Source organism: Legionella resiliens (genome assembly GCF_021344005.1).
Lineage (GTDB): Bacteria > Pseudomonadota > Gammaproteobacteria > Legionellales > Legionellaceae > Legionella > Legionella resiliens.
The window spans coordinates 92,149-110,295 of record NZ_JAJTND010000004.1 but is presented as its reverse complement, the minus strand read 5'-3'; the positions used below and the strand labels follow the sequence as shown (position 1 = coordinate 110,295).

Sequence of the window (18,147 nt, the reverse complement as noted above, 5' to 3'; positions counted from 1 at the left end):
AGGAGGACACAGGCAATGATCGAAATCATCCCTAATTGGCATCCTATTTTTGTCCATTTTACAGTGGCCTTATTCACTATTTCGACTCTATTGTATGCTTTAGTCTATTTGGCGTCTTATACCCGCTGGAAAACACATCTTTTTGTTGTCGAATTTGAAATAGTGGCTCGTTGGTGTTTGTGGCTAGGGGCACTGAGTACTCTAACTACTGTAGCAGCCGGGTTTTATGCCTATTATACGGTGAAGCATGATGAGGTCATGCATGCAGTGAAAGTGATTCATCGAAACTGGGCACTCGTCACAACAAGCACTATCCTATTAATGGCTTGCTGGTCTGTTTTGCGTTATAGTAAAACCCAAAAACCAACCCTGGCTTTCTTGATTGCTTTGTTTATTGTCCAAGCACTGTTGTTAACAACGGCCTGGCATGGAGGAGAATTAGTCTATCGCTATGGTTATGGTGTTCTTGCGCCTACCCAAGCACAAAAAGCAGTACTTCAACATTAAATTTTTATAGAAGGATAGTAACATGTTAAAAAAGGACTTCCATCATGTACTAAGGTACTATTTTCTTATTTTTTTCCTTTTGGTGTTCAGTCCTTTTGCTTTGTTTGCCCAACATGAACAACATGGTGCAGCGACCCCAACAGAGACCTCTTTCAAGACGACACTGTATCAATCCAAACCTGTGGGAAAAAAAACGGAACAACAGACGGCTAAAAAGAAACCTGCCAGGGCAATAAAACCCCTGTCCCTTCCGCATGGCCCAGCGCATACGATTAATTTGGTGGTGGCTTATAAAACCGTATACTTTGCTGGCAAAACTCGACGTGCCATTGCGGTGAATAATCAAATCCCTGCACCCACACTTCGTTTCAAGGAAGGGGAGCGGGTAACGATTAATGTTTATAATCACCTTGATAAAGGAACCTCCATTCATTGGCATGGTATTTTAGTACCTTGGCAAATGGATGGGGTCGAAAATGTCAGCCAAAAGGCCATTCCGCCTGGTGGAGTTTTCCATTATCGCTTTACCTTGCATCAGTCAGGTACGTATTGGTATCATGCCCATGCAGATGTGCAAGAACAAGAAGGGCTTTATGGTGCTTTTTTAATTGATCCTAAAACCCCACCACCCTATCGCTACACTAAAGATTATGTGGTGGTTTTATCCGATTGGAGTAATATTCCAGCCAATCAAATCTTTGCTAATTTGAAAAAAGACGGGGACTACTTTTCGCCGAAATTTCCTCTGCAACCTTCCTTAAGCAAATTTATTCATGACTATCGCAGTGCGGATGCTAAAGAGCGAAAATCGCTGATTAATGATTATAAAATGATGCAACAAATGCGCATGAGTATTTATGATCTCAGTGATGTCGCCTACGATGCTTTTTTACTCAATGGCCAACCTAAAATGTGCCCTTGGACAGCACAAGTGAAGGTGGGCGATGTGGTTCGTCTTCGTTTTATTGGCGCAGGAGGCAGCACCATCTTTCGCGTCAAAATACAGGATACCACCCTGCAAATGGTGCACATTCAAGGAAATGACGTTAAACCGTTTCCTATTTCAGATTTTGATATCGCACCTGGAGAAACCTATGATGTGTTGGTTTCCATTCAAAAAAGTAAGCCTTATATTATTTATGCCGAATCCATTGATACGGTAGGAGCAGCAGTAGGTGCCTTAGTGACCTCATCTTCCCAAACAGTCAATTACCAGCAAGTGCCTCCTTTCCCAGAGCCACTACCCACTACTCGCCAAATGATGGCTAACATGATGATGTCAGAGGAGCACCAGGGTTCAAGTTCAATGCCAGATCATAGCATGATAAAACAGGGAAAGTCCGCATCTAAGATGCAGGGAATGAATATGCCTCCTCATTCCATGGCTCATGCAAAAGCGGGGAATTCGAAAGAGTCGATGAGCTCAAGTAAAAAGAGCATGCCCATGAATCATCAAATGGATATGTCAGGCATGAAGCATTCGATGCCTATGACAACGGATGATAAAAATTCTAAGTCAAAAGAGAGTTCTTCGTCCTCAAAGTCAATGAATTCAGAAGAAATGCATGGAGTACACGGTATTTCAGATGAAAAAAATAAGTCTTCCACTAAAAATGATGCAATGGAGTCTAATAAAAATGGTGAAGAAGATAGTATGTCTATGAGTATGCCTTCTCACTCCATGGCTCAAGACTCATCAACGAATGCGAATAAGCAACAATCGACGTCTACTGCAAAGGGGGGAAATTCAAAAGAGTCGATGAGCTCAAATAAAAAGAGCATGCCTATGAATCATCAAATGGATATGTCAGGCATGAAGCATTCGATGCCTATGACAACGAATGATAAGAATTCCAAGTCTAAAGTATCACTAAAGACAAAGAACTCAAAAGAGATGCATGCTATGCATGGCATCTCAAAGGGCAAGAATAAATCTTCCACTGTAAGACATTCTATGATGTCTAAGAACAAGTCTATGAGTATGCCTTCCCACTCGATGACCCCTAGTTCATCAATGCATCAATCGATGTCGATGTCTACTGTGCAAACGAAAGATTCCATGGGCTCAATGGATATGGATATGTCCATGGATAAACCCATGCATATGCCCACAGAACCAAGCATTATAGGGGATAGTATAATACCCATGGATAAAAAATATTCCGCAATGACCATGGGGACTAAATATCAGGAATTAACAGCCGCAATAAAAACCAATGATCCTCATAAACCAATTGATGGGGTTATTCGAATGGAATTATTTGGTTATATGGACCACTTTATATGGTTTATAAACGGTCTTCCAGAATATAAGGCAAAACCGATTTTAATTGAACCAAGTAAACGCTATCGCATTATCTTTACCAATAACTCCATGATGCGCCATCCCATGCATATTCATGGGCACTGGTTTATTTTACGCAATGGCCATGGCAGTTATGATCCGCTACTTCATACGATTGAGGTACCACCCGGTGCTACAGCAGTTGCTGATTTTGATACCGATGCCAGTGGCCAATGGTTTTTCCACTGCCATCATCTTTATCACATGATGGCAGGAATGGCCCGGGTGTTTCAGTATGAAACCATTATTGAAGTGGCTAACGGTCTTAGAAAACCTGAATATGAAATTGCCTCTACTGGTTATTATAATCGACCTATTGTCCGAGTTGATGAACAAATCCCAATTGATTTGTCTTTAGTGAAACATCCCATAGGACACCATGCTGGACTTTATAAGGCGAGCTTTTTAGAGCTGAGTGAAGATCCATTTCATAATGCTCAGGAATTAAGTTTTAAAGGTTTATATGGTCCTGATTATCATAAATTAGAATTGTATACTGAGGATGCTGAGGTTAATAAAGGCAGTATTGAATATGCTGATATGGATATTTTTTACTGGCACTTAATCAGTCAATTCTGGGCTGTCAAGGGAGGCGTTAATTATTTTTATCGCCCTGGTGGTCCTTACTGGCAACCAGGAATAGGGATTGAAGGGCTTGCTCCTTATTTTATTGATACCAATATTCGAACTTATTATCATCAAGGAAGCGTGAAGTTCGATGCGGAATTATCGCGCGATACGCAGCTTTTTAATAACTTCTTAGTAAGAACAGGGATTCGCAGTATTTTAGCGACTAAGACTGTGGTACAAAATGAATTAGGAAATGGCTTAAATCAAATGCGCTATATAGTAAGACCTTATTATCGTTTAATGCCTGGACTTAATGTCTATGCAGAGTATGAATATGATAAAGATTATGGGGCGTTCAAAAGAATTCGACAGGCTAAGGGTGAAAATACCACGGAAACAACAGTTAGCCTGGGATTGGCATTCTTACTTTAAACCACAAGGCGACTTAGTTTACTAGGTCGCCTTTTCTTTCTAAATCGATACCTAAACGCTTTTAGCCATTTTTCTGCACTCTTCTTCACAGTGATAACAGGCTTCTGCACAGCGTTTGCAATGTTCCATATTTTTGTGTTTTGAGCACTCATCGCCGCAGGCCTTGCAAATATCTGCGCAAAGAGCGCAAATCTTCGCAGCGAATTGTGAACCGCGACCCATCATATTAGCTGCTAGCGTACAAATATCGGCACAGTCGATGTCAAGTTCAATGCAGCGGCCTAGCATTTGTACATCATTTTCTTGAAGACAAGCTGTAGTACAATGCGCACATTCTAGTGCACAAACTTGGCAAGCCTCAATACAAGATTGGTATTTTTCATGAGACATTCCTTTCTCCTTATAAATTTGGTTAATTCTACTCGAATAAGCGTAGTTCATTAAAATTTGAAAGGCAATATTTTGAGGCAACAGGTGTGCCCTTTCCTGACAAATCAAGAGCCAAAATCTATACTAAAAGAAGTCAATCATGATGTTTTTAAGACAAAAATAATGGTCCAGTTGTTATAATCGTGTTGGGTATGGCGGAAGCGATTATTGGCAATGACATGAAGGAACACCACTTGGACATTGAGTAAGGACCTATGTCTTGCGCCCTCTTTGGTTTCGAAAGGGGGATGATTGGCGAGGACACACCCCTTGTAAAATGGTACTAATATCAATAGCATAATATAAGCATAGCTCGGAAATATTACTTTATCGTGGAAAAGAATGATTCGATATCACAACACCAATAAGATACTTCGCCAATGGCATCCCCTACTGAAAGGGCTGTTGATTTTGATTTTAATGGGCGCCACCGCATCATCCAATGCTCAGGCATCCGATGAGCATGCCAGTCATCATCAAAGCAGCCAGGGTAATCTCAGTGTCATTCCGAGTGTAACTGGACAAACTCCTGGTAAAGACATGATGGGTGCTATGGGTGAGATGATGAAGCAAATGGGCGTGCCGAAAAAAAAAGCGCTGTATCCCTCGTTGATGAGTCTGCCCGATATCCCACTGGAAAGGCGCGGTGAAATACAACAATTGGCACAAGAACGGATGCAATCGGGTCTGTCTATGATGGCGAAAGGGATTGATACGCTTCTTAAAGCATCCGCTAAGACGAGTTTTTCTCAGATGCAGGATGCAGTCGCTACGATTCGTGAAGGTCTTTCACAGTATGATAGTGGATTGGCTGCATCTCGTGCGCTTGCCGAGGGAAAGGTACCGCGCCAAGTGGCCTTGTTATGGTTCAAACAGGAAATGAATTTACTCCCCTCAGACCCAGCTACCCATACACTTTTAGGTGGTCCGCTTTTTCATTTGACGATTATCACGCTGTTTCTTGTCTTCTTTATCATTATGATTTGGATGTATTTTTTTAAAATGCGCAGGGCATCGGCATTGCTTGAGAGTTTGACCAGCAAAGGAGATGTTCTTTCTCCAAGTATTCCCTCCACGAGCCCAATGAGTCCTCCTCCTGCAAGCGCTGCTGAGGTTATTGAAGAGACTCATCCATCCTCTGGAGGGTTAGCACCACCTGCGAAACTACCAAAGTTTCCGGTCATGCGTACGCTAACAATCCCCCTTGACCAGTGGGAGGGGCAATTGCGTGTGTGCCGTATCTTTGATGAAACGCCTGGGGTAAAAACCTATTGGCTCGCCTCATTAAAAGAAGTGGCCTTGCCCTTTACCTATTTCCCTGGTCAATTCATCACCATCACAGCCACCATTAATGGCACCCGAGCGAAGCGTAGCTATACCATTGCCTCAACGCCCACCCAACTTCACTATTGTGCCATCACGGTGAAACGCGAAGAACAAGGTTTGTTCTCACGTTATTTACATGATGAGGCTAAAGAAGGCGATGTGCTTGAGGTGATGGGGCCCAATGGAAAATTTACGTTTACCGGAGAAGAAGCATCGAGCATTGTCCTTATTTGTGGCGGTGTGGGCATTACTCCGATGATGGGCATTATCCGTTATTTAACGGATATAGGATGGCACGGTGATATTTATTTACTGTACTGTTGCCGCACCACCAGCGATTTTATCTTTCGTGAGGAGTTAGAGCGGCTGCAAAAAAGATATCCTAACCTCAATGTCTTTGCCACCATGTTACGGGTATCAGGAACCGTGTGGATGGGTTTAAAGGGGGAATTTACAACCAGCATCATTTCCCACCTCGTGCCGGATATAGCCATGCGTCGCATCCATGTCTGTGGTCCGCCTGGCATGATGAATGCGGTGCTGGCCATATTAAAAGAGCTTCATGTGCCAGAAGAATTCATCTATACCGAAGCGTTTGGTCCAGCCATGAAGCCGCCATTAACACCGGAACAAATGGAGGATATTGCGCCAGAACTTAAGGCGGTTGTTTCATTTAAGCGCTCTCATAAAACAGCCCCCATTTTACCTAACTACACGCTTCTTGAAATCGCCGAGGCCAATGGTGTTTCTATTGATAACTCGTGTCGCACAGGGCAGTGTGGACTGTGTAAAGTGAAATTACTCACAGGCAAGGTATCCATGGATTGTGATGACGCGCTTTCTGAGGAAGAAAAGCAGCACGGTTTTATCCTGGCATGCCAGGCCAAAACCAATGAGAATATTGAGGTAGATGTGTGATGAACGCACCAGGACGCCTGATGGCACTCGGATTAATGCTGCTCATGATGATGACATGGCTTGGATTTACGGTGCATGTGTCTCCTCGTTTTGCAGGAAGCTTGTGGGGTGGTGTCATTGGCATGAGTGGCGCCCTACTCATGCTCGTTCCATTACTTTACCTCTTTATTAAACGCATCCCTATTTTAAAGCATTGGATCACCCAGTATGTTTCCATGAACACCCTGCTCTCTTGGCATATCTATGCCGGTATTATTGGTCCTATTCTCGTACTGATTCATACCGGACATAAATTTCAAAGTGCGCTTGGTATTGCACTGACCGGAATGACCTTAATTGTCACGATAAGCGGCTTTGTGGGTCGCTACCTCTTGAGTTTTATAGCCGATGAAGTTCGTGAGAAAAAAGAACTCCTTTCAGACCTGCAGAGTCAGTATCAAAGGGTAGCGCAGGAAATTCAAACGAACCCGGATTTAAAGAAAACCATCACGCGCTTTCATTCTATGAGCGCACGTTTTGCCGCTTGGCTATTTAATGAGAACGTATTAAATGGCGAAAGCACAGCCCCAGCAAGTCTACGTGCCTTGCGTTTGGTGGAGTCCATTGCGGAGCTGGAATACGCCATCCAATTTCATGAGCAATTCAGACGTGCCTTTCGGACATGGTTGAGGCTGCATATTGTGATTGCCCTTGTTTTGTATGGTTTGCTTGCCTTGCATGTCTGGTCTGGAATTTACTTTGGGCTAAGGTGGTTTCAATGAAACTCAGTGGCGCCCTATTAACTGCCCTTGCTGTTTTAATGGTGCTGTTTGTTGCAGCCTATTATGCGCCCAGCCATGAACAAGGAGGACCTACGAATTGGTTTAATCCTGTTGAGTGGCAAAGAATGGCAAGTCCCGGAACATTATCCCAAGCGCATTCCTTTCTCAGTCACAATTGCAATGCCTGCCATACGCCTGTCAAAGGAGTGGAAGCTGTAAACTGCATCACCTGCCATGCAAATGATGTTGCTCTTTTACAAAGGCAACCCGCCTCATTTCATGCCGATATTGGAAGTTGCGTTGAATGTCATGCTGAGCATCAAGGCCAAAATAGACGTCCCACCCAAATGGATCATAATGCGTTTGTTGCAATTGAGCTGAAGCAACTTAAAAAAAATGCAATCAAGAATGAAGAACAGCAATTAATTTTTGAGCAAGTTCAGCATTACTTGGAAATGAATGAATCTCAAAAACAATCGCCGCTCATCAATCCACACGTGTCTCCTGCCGAGCTCACCTTGCAGTGCACCACATGCCATCAGAATGAAGACAAACACTTCACTTTATTTGGCAACAATTGTTCTGCCTGCCATGAAACGGCAGATTGGAACATCCCAGAGTTTATCCATCCCTCACCGAGATCGAAGGATTGCGCACAATGTCATCAAGCGCCACCCAGTCATTACATGGAGCATTTTCGCATGATATCCAGGAAAGTGGCAGGAAAGCCCCATGCTCAAGTAACTCAATGTTTTATGTGTCATCAAACGACGGCATGGACGGACATCAAAGGCATTGGTTTTTATAAGCATCACTAAAACGAGAGGGTATTTTAGTTTCTTGATAAGATAATTTTTAAGAAGATTTTTTAAATTTAGTATCCTGTTTGAGCCGTTTGGTATGTTCGTTTTTTTAGATTGGGGTCCTGAGTGAAATTTCTTACCCATTGATAAATTCATAATTTTGAAATATAACTTATGTTATTTGAGTGATTTTGTTTTTATTAGTCGTATAAATACAGGCTTTAGGCGGTTTAAGATACCGTATGATCTTTATGAACATAAACAGTGAAAGAGAGCGAAATCTATAACGGCCACTGCTTCTTCTTTCACTTTACTAAGCGTCCCTGAGAAGGTAGCAATATAAAATTAGTATTACAGAAAGATAGGATACAAGAATGGTTGGATCAGTCCGACCGGACTCTCCTCAGAATCCATATAAGGAATATTCAATGGATAACATTTTTACGGATGCATTAGCACGATTAGATGTTGCCTTTCAGTATACAGAAATTGATCCAGAAGCTATCAAGAGATTAAAGTATCCTAAAGCAATCATTCAAATGTCTTTACCTCTTCGAAAAGATGATGGCAGTTTAGCGATATATTCTTCCTATCGAGTTCATCATAACAATACTCGCGGTCCAACTAAAGGAGGTATTCGTTTTCATCCTCTCGTTACTCTCGAAGAAATAAAGGCTCTGTCGTTTTGGATGACGATTAAATGCGCGGTAATCGGCATTCCTTTTGGAGGTGCGAAAGGTGGAATTGTAGTTGATCCAAAACAACTTTCCAAATTGGAATTGGAGCGTTTAAGCCGGACTTACTTAGAGCATTTTGCCAGTTTTGTTGGGCCTAACAAAGACATTATGGCACCCGATGTTTATACAAATGCCATGATTATGGGCTGGATGATGGATGAATACTCTAAACTTAAACAAGAATACAGTCCTGCTGTTATCACCGGGAAGCCCATTGCTTTAAGTGGCAGTTATGGACGAGAAGATGCGACTGGTCGTGGTGCTTTTTATTGCATTAATGAGTTAGCTAAGAAAAAAAACTGGAAACCCAAGAACATTCGTGTAGCAATTCAAGGATTTGGAAACGCAGGACAGCACATCGCCCTCTTTCTTTATGAGGCAGGTTATAAAATAGTAGCAGTAAGTGATTCTCAAGGAGGTATATATCGAGCAAAAGGTCTTGATATTCCTAAGTTGGTTCATATAAAAAACAGCACTAAGAATATTCAAGCAGTTTACTGCACCCGATCAGTATGTGAATGTGAACTAGTTGACGCTGACAAAATTTCAAATGAAGAACTTCTGGAGTTGGATGTTGATTTACTTATCCCTGCCGCATTAGAAAACCAAATTACCAAAGAAAATGCAGCAAAAATAAAATCACCTGTGATTGTAGAAATTGCCAACGGCCCAACAATGCTGGATGCTGAACCTATTTTAAAAAATAAAAATATTTTAGTAGTACCCGATGTGTTAGCTAATGCGGGAGGGGTTGCTGTCAGTTATTTTGAATGGGTACAGAATAAAACGGGATATTACTGGAGTGGTGAACAAGTACAACAGCGGTTACATGATATTATGGTACCTGAGTTTTTAAAAGTGTATCAAATAATGGAAAAGAATAAAATTGATATGCGCACAGCGGCCTATATACACGCCCTAAATCGTTACGGCGAAGCCGTCGTGGCCCAAGGGACGCAACGACATTATTTTAGTACGACATGAATCATGCTCAATTGAGGCTCTAAGCACAGCAATAATAGGTGCTGTTTAAACCATACGCTTAGCGAAAGAAGGTAGCAAGAGAGAAACATACACTGGTATATCAATGTATTATGTGACATCTAACGACTGCATGGACCGAGAGTGCCAAGTTATAACGACCTTTGCCAAAAACCATCAAGGGTTTGTGTAGTGGACTCTCTGGCTGATTTTTCAGACAAGGTTGCGAAACACGACCGCTGTTATTCTTATTTAAGTTTGCAGGCCAAATTGATTTTTCCCTGCAAACTCCATGCTCAAACAAATGGTCCACCATACCTCTATCCTCAAATTACTGATGGTCTCCTTCCTTACCACTTCCTTCCATGTTATCTCCCTCCATGTTATGCATACCCATACCCATCATTTCCATCTTTTCACCTGCCTTCATTTCCTTACCGACCTCTGGGGTTACCAAACACTCTATCGTCTTTCCATCCTGGGTTTTAAACATCGCCTTCATGGGGCATCCTTTCATCTGATTTCCCTGCATGTGACATCCTTTCATGTGGCTTCCCTGCATGCTATGCATGCTCATCATTTCCATCATGTCACCCGTCTTCATGTCCTTACCGATCTCTGGGGCCATCAAACACTGTATCATCTTTCCATCCTGTGTTTTAAATGTCGCCGTCGTTTGTTTATTTTCTGTGTCGGCTGCCTGTGCCAATGAACTGATAAGGCCAAATGATAATATGGCCGGAATTAAAAATAATCTAATCTTCATGGTTTTCTCCCTTAAACGATGAATAGTGTCACGTGGCCGATAATGATAGGCCGCTATTCAATTTTAGACAATTTTATTAATTTTTTCTGTTTTTTTATTTGTGCCCTTAAATGTTTCTGACAAATCAAGAGACAGAATCTATACTAAAAAGAATCAATCGGCTGTTTTTAAGGCAAAATCATGGTGTTCCCAGTCGTAATGATCGTGTTAGGTATTGTCCTTCTTATCAGTGGAGCTTATTTAATCAATAAGTTACTTCAAAAAACAAATCATTATCGCAGGCAATGGTTAAGTTATCTTGCTTTTATTGCTTTATTCTCAGTTATTCAGCCAGCATTTTTACGGTCTATTAGTCGATCCCCACTGTCTTAATAATTTTTATGCCAGCGTGCTTTTATTTATTAGGTGCTACCTATATCTATTCATCTTGCCGTCTTATGACCAATACCATTCAAAAAATGGAGTTGATGGATGATTTTAAAAATCGCGATGAAGTATTACGGCATCACGCAACCTATGATCGCTGACAGGCTGCAATAATCGAGGGTATCTTTTTGAGATGATGAACACACGATTTCAACAAGTCAAGATGAATGAAGGCTCTGTTATTGTTCTTTTTATTGATATGGACCGATTTAAGAAAGTTAATGATCGCTATGGTCATGAGGTACCACGTTACACATGTTTGGTGGACTCCTAAGGCAGCGCTTGCGAAGGGATGATGTAGTGGCTCGTTATGGTGGGGACGAATTTATTGTCTTGATGGAGAACACCTCCATGGATGAGGCAAAAAAGATTGCTGAGAATCTTATTACGGAGGCGAAAAAATCTCTAAAAGAAGGTACTCTATCTGAGCTTAATCTGGATTACTCCATTGGCATTACCCAGATGAATCACCACTCGGCTTCAGTGAATACCGTGATTAAAGAAGCTGATTTGGCCTGTTATGCAGCAAAACAAAGAAAAATCAATGGTTCGGTTTGTGTCTATAATTCCATGATTACGACAAAAAATAATGCAATCAATTTTAGTGGAAATCAGATTACCCCATAAGGAGTAAAGCCAACAAAACCAGTCTCTCAATAACAGTTCATTGACTCTAATGAGTCCCTTTTTTCTTCTTGATGTCATGCCTTGTTTAATCATATTGGATAAGAGATACTGGGAGGATAGAATAACAAAAAAAAGGTATTGATTAATGACCCATTTTCTGAAAAAACGTACTCTCGTATTAATGATTCCGGCAGTCCTTGTTGGTTGTTCTTATAATGCTAAGTTAACTCCTGAAGGTGAAAAAGTAACCATTGTACAGTCAGGAAAGCCCACAAAGAATTGCACTTTTTTAGGTGACGTGAGTGCTTATGATCGCAATGGGATGAGCCAATCTTACCAATCCCATGAACATTTGATTAAGGATGAGCTCAATATCTTAAGAAACAAAGCATCGCTTTTAGGAGCAAATACACTTCGGATTACCGAACATCAGCAAACTTATGAAGGCAATCCCAAAAATGACTTTGTGGCGGATCATGGGATGGTGGGCCGTGCCTATCGCTGTAATACGAATTAATAATCATTTTGAGTCTTCCTGGTCATGAAACATTATCGTGCTTGGCAGTGTTCTTGTTGGATAGTGCTCCTCCTGTTGTGTTCCTATTCGGCAATAGCAGGAAAGACATTGACCCTTCAGGGAATAACCCAAATTGCTCTAGCGAATAACAAGGATTTAAAAGCAGCTCGCTATAATGTAGCTATTGCAAAGGCCCGATTGATCCAAGCCGGTCTTTGGCCCAATCCAAGCATTAATCTCTCAAATAACGACGATCGCTTATTTAATGATGAAGGAGAGTATTCGCGCAGTGCTGGTTTTAGTCAAGCATTCCCTATTTCTGGACGTATTGCAAAACAAAAGACAGTCGCACGCCTCGATGTTATGAAAGCCATCACCGAAATTAGGGAGGCCGAGCGTCAACTCAGTGCCAAAGTGGCGAATGCATTTTATGCCGCGGTGATTACGGAGCGTCGCCTGCAACAATTGAATTATTTATTAAGAATCAACAAAGAATTAGTGAACGTCATCCATAATCGTTATCATGCCGCTGAAATTTCAAAGTTGGATGAGAATGCAGCGCGCATTGAGTATCTGCGCATTGTTCAAGAAAAGCATTTATTACATAGCCTTCGCATCAGTCAAATGGCCACACTGAACCAATTGATGGGGCGAGATGCGAATTCTCCTTTATCTCTTAAGGCTGACCTAAATACAGGGCAAAATTTTCCTGAATTACCTGCCCTAAAAACGTTAGCACTTAATAATCGTCCTGATCGCCAATCCATTGCTCTATCAATTAACCGCGCCATTGCCGATCGCCGCTTGGCAAAAGCGGAGCGCTTTGCTGATTGGACAGTAGGGCTTGGTGTCCAACAAGATAAAATTGTGGTGGAAGAGGGACCTCCCCAGCCCGCCGATCGCACTTTGGGCGTGACGCTTTCTGTTCCACTTCCTCTTTTAAATCAGAATCAGGGACGAATTTTAGAGGCAAGTCGCACGGGAACTCAGGCGATGATGGCGTTACGCGCCTTGAATTTAAGCATTGAAACAGAAATAGCGAGTAACTATTCCCAATTGAAAGCACTTAGGATGAGCCTTAGAGAAACGCAAAGCATATCTCTAAAAATAGGCGTTGAAAGCGTGAAACTGGCGCGTGACTCTTATGAAAACGGACAAATTTCGCTTTTGAATGTATTGCAAGTGCAAAAGCAACAAAATGATTTGCAAATGACTTATCTCACGACTTTAGAAAAGTATTTACAAGTGTATGTGGCTTTATGTACGGCCATTGGCCCTGGCTCTACACAAGGATTTTGTCCTTACTTAGCTTATCAAAGGAATGGTTATGATGATGGCATTACAACAGCGAATTAGAGCAATTTTACTCACCAGTGTTTTTCTTGGCCTCCTCATCCATGCTCAGGGAGTGTTTGCCCATGGAGAAGAAATCGAAGTGAGTGAAGGAGGAGCCAAAGGTCCTGTGCATTTGACACCCCAACAAACCAAAATGCTCGAAATCAAAGTCGCAAAAGCAACCAATCGTCCCATGGCGCAAATGCTTGGTTTGAATGGCCAAATTCAACTCTTACCCGATGCGCAGGCGGATGTCAGTATTCGGATTAGTGGGAGCGTGACGGCCATTGATGTGAATTTAGGCGATGGTGTCAAGACAGGACAACGCTTAGCTACTGTGCAATCAAGACTAGTGGGTAATCCCCCACCCAGTGTGGCGGTCACAGCCCCCATTGCCGGCATCATTGATGCGAGAAACATCAATTTAGGTCAAGCCGTTGAACCGAATACGGTTCTTTTTCACATCAGCAACCGCGATAAACTGTTAGTCATTGCCCAGGTTTATGAAGAAGATTTAGGCAAGGTTAAGGTAGGACAGGAAGTCAATATTCATGCGTTGAGTTACCCAAAGCTGCTTTTTCCAGGCAAAGTCACTTTAATTGAACCCAATCTTGACCCGTTAACTCGCACAGTGAACCTACGAATTACTTTAGATAATGAGGAAGGACTACTCAAACCGGGCATGTTTGTGCGTGCCAATGTCATTTTAGCTCACAATGAAGCGGCACTTGCGGTGCCTAATGCCGCCCTTTTACAAGCGGATAATGAGCAATTCGTTTTTGTGCAAAGTGGGGATACGTATGAACGGGTGGACGTTAAAATAGGTGCTGTGGACGATGACTACTCAGAGATTACAGACGGCTTGGTGCCTGGCGACCTCGTTGTGACTCAAGGCAATCGCGAACTTTATACACTATGGCTCACTGGGGGCAGTAAACCGCAGTCAGGCCAAGAGGAGCATCATTAAATGTTTACGCGATTAATTGCCTGGTCTTTACATAATCGCCCTTTGATTTTGGCGTTAACGATTATCCTTTGCTTACTGGGTGGCTATACCTTAAAACAAATGCCCGTGGATGTTTTTCCTGAATTTGCTCCACCGCAAGTGGTGGTACAAACCCAAGCGCCTGGTATGGCCACCCAGGATGTGGAAACTTTGGTGACCTATCCCTTAGAAAGTGCCATCAATGGAACGCCTGGCGTGGCCAGTGTTCGCTCAAAAACCTCCGTCGGACTATCGACGATTACTGTGGTATTTGATGATAAAACGGATATCTATCGCAATCGCCAGTTGGTTAATGAACGGATTCAACAAGTAATAAACCGTCTTCCTCCAGGTGTCTCGTCACCAGTGATGTTGCCGGTCACCTCGGCAGTGGGGTGGCTACTTAAATATGCTCTCATTAGTCGAACTGCAAGCCCTGAAACATTACGTACACTTTCAGACTGGACCATCCGTCCGCGTCTTTTGGCTCTTGGTGGCGTCGCTTCTGTGGTGTCTCTAGGTGGGGAAGTAAAGCAATATCAGGTCCAGCTTGAACCTAAGCGTATGCTGGCCTATGGCATCACGGTTGAAGAAGTGCGCCAAGCGTTAGCGACAGGAAATCAAAACGTGCCTGGTGCTTTTGTTCATCAGGCAGGTACTGAATTTGTTGTGAGTACCATTGGGCGTATTAAGACGCTGGAAGACATTAAAAAAACACTCATTGTAGTTCGTAATGGAGTACCCATCACCATTAACAACGTGGCCACTGTCGCTTTTGGTGGCGAAATCAAACGAGGTGATGGAGCTTATAATGCTGAAAACGCGGTCATTGGTACCGTTTCTAAAATCTTCGGTGCCGATACGGTAACCACGACGCAGAAAGTGGAACACGCTTTAGCCGATATCAAAAAATCTTTGCCAGCGGGTGTTGAGTTAATCACCGATGTGTTTCGCCAAGCCAATTTCATTGAATCAGCCATTCATAATTTGACCAAAGCCCTTATTGAAGGGGGCATCATTGTGATTGCCATATTATTCCTTTTTTTAATGAATTGGAGAGCTTCTTTTATTACCTTTCTCTCCATGCCGGTTTCTTTTATTGTGGGTATTCTAGTACTACACTATTTTGGTTTTGGCATTAACTCTATGACCTTGGGAGGGATGGCAATTGCCATTGGTGAGGTAGTGGACGATGGTATTATCACCGTTGAAAATGTAGTACATCGACTAAGACTGAATCGGTTGGCCAAAAAACCTCTACCCGCCATTGAAATTGTTTTTGATGCGGTTTTGGAAATTAGAAGTTCAGTGATCTATGCGACCATTATTATTAGCTTGGTGTTTTTGCCTATTTTCTTTTTGTCAGGTATTCCTGAGCGAATTTTTAGCCCTTTAGCAATTGCTTATATCGCCTCAGTATTAGGTTCTCTTGTGGTCTCTATTACTATGGTGCCAGCCCTTTGTTATCTTCTTTTAGTACGAAAAACGGAAAAACAGCAGGATACTAAAGTAGTGATGCATGCTTTATCTCAAGAGGAACGTTATCATTTGACGGAAGAAGAAGCGGCCCAACACGCTCAAGCGGAAACTCGTTTTGTGATTTGGTTAAAAAAACATTTTTTAACTGGGTTAAATTGGTCTCTGGCCCATTGTAAAACAGTCGTGATCATGGCAATCGGTGCCTTTCTTTTCGCCTTGGCCTTGCTTCCTTTTTTTGGGACTTCGTTCTTACCTGAATTTCATGAGGGTAATTTTATTATTGTGATGAGCACGTTGCCTGGAACTTCATTGGATGAGTCCATGCGATTAGGCAATCAAGTCAGTAAAACTTTGCTGAAGTACCCGCAAGTCATCTCCATTGCCCAACGGGCAGGACGCAGTGAATTGGATGAAGACGCACTACCACCTAATGTTAGTGAGTTTGATGTGCGCTTGAATTTTGACAAAGACAAAACCATATCTCCGGATGAGTTATTGCAACGCATTCGCGCGGATCTAGCAAATATCCCAGGAGCACTGTTTAATGTAGGGCAATTTATCGCTCATCGCATGGATGAAGTGCTCTCAGGCGTCAGAGCGCAAGTGGCGGTAAAGCTCTTTGGCGATAATCTTGCTACCCTTAACGAACTGGGTCAGTCGGTCGAAGCGATTTTGAAAACCATTCCAGGAATAGTGGATGTTAACAAAGAGCAGCAAATAAATGTGCCTCAGTTAATCATTACCATTGACCGAGAGAAAGCGGCTCGTTATGGGGTTAATGTAGGGCAAATTTCTGAGGATGTGCAAGTTCTTCTCAATGGAATGACGGTATCGAGTATTCTCGAAGGCCAGCGAACGTTCGATTTGTATTTGCGTATGAATGAAACAGGGCGAGACAGCATTAAAGCCATTCAAAACATGCTCATTGATGCTCATGGAGTGGCAAATCAGGAAACCAAAATTCCTTTGCGTGCTGTGGCTGATATTCGCTTAGAGCCTCAGCCTTTTGCGATTAACCGCGAAAACGTGCAGCGCGTCTTAGTGATTGCCTTTAATGTGCAAGAGAGGGATTTAGGTAGTGTGATTCAAGAAGTGCAACAACGGGTTAAGGAAAAGGTCACCCTACCGAGCGGTTATTTTATTCAATATGGTGGTCAATTTGAAAGTCAACAACAAGCCTCACGCGTAATTATTGTGTTTGGTGGGCTTGCTATTTTCATTATGTTGATTCTGCTGCACAAAGCCTTTGGCACGTTCCGTGAAGCACTGCTCGTGATGTTCAACTTGCCACTGGCTTTGATTGGTGGGGTGGTTTCTTTGTATCTTGCCAGTGGTGACATGAGTGTCGCGGCCATGATTGGTTTTATCACCTTATTTGGAATTGCGGCACGTAATGGGATTATTTTAGTGAGTCACTACAATCAATTGCGCATCCAAGGACAAAGCCGTGAACAAGTGGTCATTCAGGGCACCCTTGACCGCTTGGTGCCCGTGTTAATGACAGCAGCAACGGCCGCTCTTGGCTTAATCCCTCTGTTGTGGGGTTCTCCTGCTGGAAAGGAGCTTGAGCGTCCTTTGGCCCAAGTATTACTGGGAGGATTATTTACCTCAACGTTTTTAAATATGTTTGTGGTACCAACAGTTTATAATGCCATTGAAGCATGGCGTGAACAGCATTTGCATTTAAAAGAAAACCAAAACCCTCAAGGAGAGTCATGATGAGTCGAATAATGGACTGTATTAATAAGAAAGCTATGGATTTATTTTCTGTGCTGGTGGTTTTATTGGCTTTATTATCCCCTTTGCATGCAGCAACCAACCAGGATGAGCAGGCTCAATCCATCCCAACCACCATTCCAGCCATTTGGAAAGCGATTGACCAACATGTTGCAGCAATTAATAAAGCGATTGCCAACAATCAGTTGGATACCATTCACCACCATGCGTTTGCCATTCGGGACTTAGTCAAAGCACTACCTGGTTTAAGCAAAAACTTGTCCGAAGAACAATTAAAAAATCTTCAGCAAAACGTCGGTTATACTGAGCAATTAGCAAAGCGACTTGATAAAACCGGTGACGCTAACGATAAAGAAGGTACGGAAGCCAATTGGCAAAAATTACAAAAAGTGCTTGAACAAATTCGCGCCACTTACTCTTATTAAGTTTTGTCACTACTTATTTGTTTAGTAATCATCTTGCATCCC

13 protein-coding genes and 1 pseudogene are annotated in these 18,147 nt (G+C 42.5%); 12 read left to right on the top strand and 2 right to left on the bottom strand.

Translation table 11 applies throughout. The features are described from left to right. The first annotated feature begins 15 nt into the window (after positions 1–15). Together LXO92_RS05980 and LXO92_RS05975 are read left to right on the top strand one after the other, a co-directional pair. Positions 16–507, top strand: a complete 492-nt coding sequence (locus LXO92_RS05980; protein ID WP_232890580.1) for a DUF2231 domain-containing protein — start codon at positions 16–18, stop codon at positions 505–507. 22 nt (positions 508–529) lie between these two features. After that, positions 530–3,853 carry a multicopper oxidase domain-containing protein gene (locus LXO92_RS05975; protein ID WP_232890579.1) on the top strand — a complete coding sequence of 1,108 codons (3,324 nt, stop codon included), beginning with the start codon at positions 530–532 and terminating at the stop codon, positions 3,851–3,853. Between the two features lie 51 nt (positions 3,854–3,904). Here the strand turns inward: LXO92_RS05975 and LXO92_RS05970 are convergent, their stop codons facing one another. Further along, positions 3,905–4,243 carry a four-helix bundle copper-binding protein gene (locus LXO92_RS05970; RefSeq protein ID WP_232890578.1) on the bottom strand — a complete coding sequence of 113 codons (339 nt, stop codon included), beginning with the start codon at positions 4,241–4,243 and terminating at the stop codon, positions 3,905–3,907. Between the two features lie 381 nt (positions 4,244–4,624). Here LXO92_RS05970 and LXO92_RS05965 point away from each other — a divergent pair, with 381 nt between their 5' ends. The 4 genes from LXO92_RS05965 to LXO92_RS05950 all read left to right on the top strand — a co-directional run bounded on the left by LXO92_RS05965 (position 4,625) and on the right by LXO92_RS05950 (position 9,811). Beyond that, positions 4,625–6,526: a 2Fe-2S iron-sulfur cluster-binding protein gene (locus LXO92_RS05965; protein WP_232890577.1), complete on the top strand. Its 1,902-nt coding sequence runs from the start codon at positions 4,625–4,627 to the stop codon at positions 6,524–6,526. Beyond that, entirely contained in the window at positions 6,526–7,287 is a 762-nt protein-coding gene (locus LXO92_RS05960) for a hypothetical protein (protein WP_232890576.1), read from the top strand. Before LXO92_RS05965 ends, LXO92_RS05960 begins: the two co-directional genes overlap by 1 nt. Then, positions 7,284–8,105, top strand: a complete 822-nt coding sequence (locus LXO92_RS05955) for a cytochrome c3 family protein (protein ID WP_232890575.1) — start codon at positions 7,284–7,286, stop codon at positions 8,103–8,105. The genes LXO92_RS05960 and LXO92_RS05955 overlap by 4 nt, the downstream gene beginning before the upstream one ends. Before the next feature lie 413 nt (positions 8,106–8,518). Further along, positions 8,519–9,811 carry a Glu/Leu/Phe/Val family dehydrogenase gene (locus LXO92_RS05950; RefSeq protein ID WP_232890574.1) on the top strand — a complete coding sequence of 431 codons (1,293 nt, stop codon included), beginning with the start codon at positions 8,519–8,521 and terminating at the stop codon, positions 9,809–9,811. Between the two features lie 328 nt (positions 9,812–10,139). Here the strand turns inward: LXO92_RS05950 and LXO92_RS05945 are convergent, their stop codons facing one another. Further along, complete coding sequence (locus LXO92_RS05945; RefSeq protein ID WP_232890573.1) at positions 10,140–10,574, bottom strand: hypothetical protein; 435 nt, start codon at positions 10,572–10,574, stop codon at positions 10,140–10,142. Positions 10,575–10,754: 180 nt separating this feature from the next. On the opposite strand from LXO92_RS05945, the pseudogene LXO92_RS17260 reads away from it, so the two are divergent. The 6 genes and pseudogenes from LXO92_RS17260 to LXO92_RS05915 all read left to right on the top strand — a co-directional run bounded on the left by LXO92_RS17260 (position 10,755) and on the right by LXO92_RS05915 (position 18,105). Continuing rightward, positions 10,755–11,627: pseudogene (locus tag LXO92_RS17260) on the top strand (GGDEF domain-containing protein). 145 nt (positions 11,628–11,772) lie between these two features. Further along, positions 11,773–12,144, top strand: a complete 372-nt coding sequence (locus LXO92_RS05935; protein WP_232890572.1) for a DUF4156 domain-containing protein — start codon at positions 11,773–11,775, stop codon at positions 12,142–12,144. Positions 12,145–12,168: 24 nt separating this feature from the next. Further along, positions 12,169–13,500 carry a TolC family protein gene (locus tag LXO92_RS05930; RefSeq protein WP_232890571.1) on the top strand — a complete coding sequence of 444 codons (1,332 nt, stop codon included), beginning with the start codon at positions 12,169–12,171 and terminating at the stop codon, positions 13,498–13,500. Beyond that, positions 13,478–14,446 (top strand): efflux RND transporter periplasmic adaptor subunit, encoded by a 969-nt coding sequence (locus tag LXO92_RS05925; RefSeq protein WP_232890909.1) that lies wholly within the window; start codon positions 13,478–13,480, stop codon positions 14,444–14,446. Before LXO92_RS05930 ends, LXO92_RS05925 begins: the two co-directional genes overlap by 23 nt. Continuing rightward, positions 14,447–17,662: an efflux RND transporter permease subunit gene (locus LXO92_RS05920; protein WP_232890570.1), complete on the top strand. Its 3,216-nt coding sequence runs from the start codon at positions 14,447–14,449 to the stop codon at positions 17,660–17,662. It abuts the gene before it with no gap. Next, positions 17,662–18,105, top strand: coding sequence for a transporter (locus LXO92_RS05915; RefSeq protein ID WP_232890908.1), 444 nt, complete (start codon positions 17,662–17,664; stop codon positions 18,103–18,105). Before LXO92_RS05920 ends, LXO92_RS05915 begins: the two co-directional genes overlap by 1 nt. The last annotated feature ends 42 nt before the right edge of the window (positions 18,106–18,147 follow it).